This is a genomic window from Trebonia sp., from assembly GCF_049794275.1.
Taxonomy (GTDB): Bacteria; Actinomycetota; Actinomycetes; order Streptosporangiales; family Streptosporangiaceae; genus Trebonia.
On sequence record NZ_JBARCR010001321.1, the window covers coordinates 1 to 1,936 of the forward strand.

Below are 1,936 nucleotides of genomic sequence, written 5' to 3' on the forward strand. Positions count from 1 at the left end.
TGATCGTACTGCTCGGCTGCGGCGCGGCGGAGCTGGCCATCCGCTCGGCGCGCGGCGACTTCAGGGGCAGCAGCAACAAGGACGCGCCCGGTCCCGTCGATAAGCTGCGCGGGCTTGCCGCCGCGCCGCTCGCGCTCACCTGGCTGACTGGCGGCGCGGTGCTGGCCAGCGTCGCGTGGGAGGCATTCAAGGTCGGGGGCCTGTCCTTCGGCGGCGGCTTCGTGATCATCCCGCTCATGCAAACCGACGCTGTTTCCCACTACCACTGGATGACCGGGGCGCAGTTCCTCAACGCGGTGGCGCTCGGCCAGGTCACGCCCGGGCCGGTCGTGCAGACCGTCGCCGTGGTCGGCTATGCCGCCGCCGGGATCGGCGGCGCGCTGCTCGCCTCCGCCGTGGCCTTCGCGCCGTCGTTCGCGTTCGTCCTGCTTGGCGGGCGCCACTTCGACCGGATCCGCGGCGACCAGCGGGCACGGGCCTTCCTGAACGGTGCCGGCCCCGCCGCGATCGGCGCTATCTTCGGGTCGGCGATCACGCTCGCCAGGACGCTCAGTCATCCGTGGCAGTTCCTCGTGCTGGCGGGTGCCCTAGTGCTGCTGTTCCCGCTCCGCCGCGGGGTGGTGCTCACCCTGCTCGGCGCCGCCGCGGTCGGCGTCACCGTCGCCCTGGCAGCCGGCACCGTCTCCCCGTAGCCGCCGTCTCCCCGTAGCCGCCGCCGAACGTGGTCGATGGGACATCGTCCACGGAAGAGCGTGGTGGATGGGACATCGAGCACGTTCAGGAGCGACGTGATGCTGGTCGACTGACGGGGAGTTGGCGGGCGGGCGGCGGTCGGTTAGCCGCGGCCGCGGCGCGGGCCGAAGGCCGGCTGGCTATGCAGGGGCCGACTGCGGATACGAGACCTGCCTGGCGTGGTCTGGCACCACTCTCCGGCTTGCCTGACTCGGTCGGCCATGCCACGTTCGTCGTGCTCGCCCGGCGCGAACAGGTCGGCGATCCTGTCTCCCTCGGGACCGAACAGCAGTCGCGCAACGCTCCGCATGCCTGCCACCTCCTCGGCTGACTCTCACGATATAACGCGATTGCCCGATCCGCTATACGCGTGTTCTTCACCTAAGGGCTAACACCCGACAACTATCTGGCCAACCTCTGGTCGACCACGGCAGCGAGGATGGACCGTTCCCGCCGATGGGCCCGCACGGGGAAGGTGCACGATGCCGCAGGCGAAGAAGAGGAAAGCCGCCCGGCCCTCGGGATCAGGCGCTTCCGGCCCGCCCGGCCGCTCCCCCGCGAGATGTGCCGCCTGGTGCCGCATCGGAGAACGTGCCGCCTGACCCTGCCGCCGCTGCTGTACCGCCGGGCCTCGCCCGGCGTCCAGGGAACGGGACGACGCGACAGTCCGCCACGAGCACCGCGACCGTCCCGGCTGCCAAACGGCCGCCGCTCGACATGAGGCCGGCGCTGCCCAGCATCGGGCCGGCCACAACGATGCCCGCCACTGGCAGGGCAGGGACCAAGGCGGCCGGTGCGATGACAGCAGACGCGACGGCTGCCGCGGCGAAGCCGGTGGCGGTGGCCGCCGCCGACGGCGGGGCGGATGATGAGGTTCCGCGGTGGGCCGCGAAGGCGCTGGAGCAGTTGCTGCACGTCACCTGCTGGCTCGATCCTGGCGAAGACGGCGAGCGGTTGACGGCCACGGTCCGGTTTACCGGGCAGCGCACGGACGTGACGGGGAAGCCAGGGCCTGGCGACACGTTTACGCAGGAGGAAACCTACCAGGGCATCGTCCCGGGCAGCGGGCCTGTGGCGCTGACCGCGGAAGTGCGCGGCGTCAATCCCGGCACGTGGTCGGTCACCGCGCGGCCGGTCAGCCGTGCGGTCGCCGGCCAGTCGCGACCTGCTGCGGCTCCGGAGCCTGCCGTCGCCGGCCGGGTGC

The 1,936-nt window shown here is 72.0% G+C and carries 3 protein-coding genes; 2 read left to right on the top strand and 1 reads right to left on the bottom strand.

The genetic code is table 11. The features are described 5' to 3' along the window. Nucleotides 1-692: chromate transporter (locus WA805_RS31950; RefSeq protein ID WP_425244209.1), on the top strand; the 692-nt coding region annotated here is incomplete at its 5' end. Nucleotides 693-835: 143 nt separating this feature from the next. Here the strand turns inward: WA805_RS31950 and WA805_RS31955 are convergent. Beyond that, the gene (locus WA805_RS31955; RefSeq protein ID WP_422322525.1) at nucleotides 836-1,042 is read right to left on the bottom strand and encodes a hypothetical protein; all 207 of its coding nucleotides are present in this window, start codon (nucleotides 1,040-1,042) and stop codon (nucleotides 836-838) included. A 488-nt stretch (nucleotides 1,043-1,530) separates the two neighbouring features. Here WA805_RS31955 and WA805_RS31960 point away from each other — a divergent pair. After that, nucleotides 1,531-1,936, top strand: a 406-nt coding sequence (locus WA805_RS31960) for a hypothetical protein (protein WP_425244210.1), incomplete at its 3' end; no start/stop codon positions are given.

Bases quoted from the DNA above. Each gene is read 5' to 3' on its own strand.
- WA805_RS31955 (WP_422322525.1), bottom strand. From the start codon at position 1,042: ATGCGGAGCGTTGCGCGACTGCTGTTCGGTCCCGAGGGAGACAGGATC.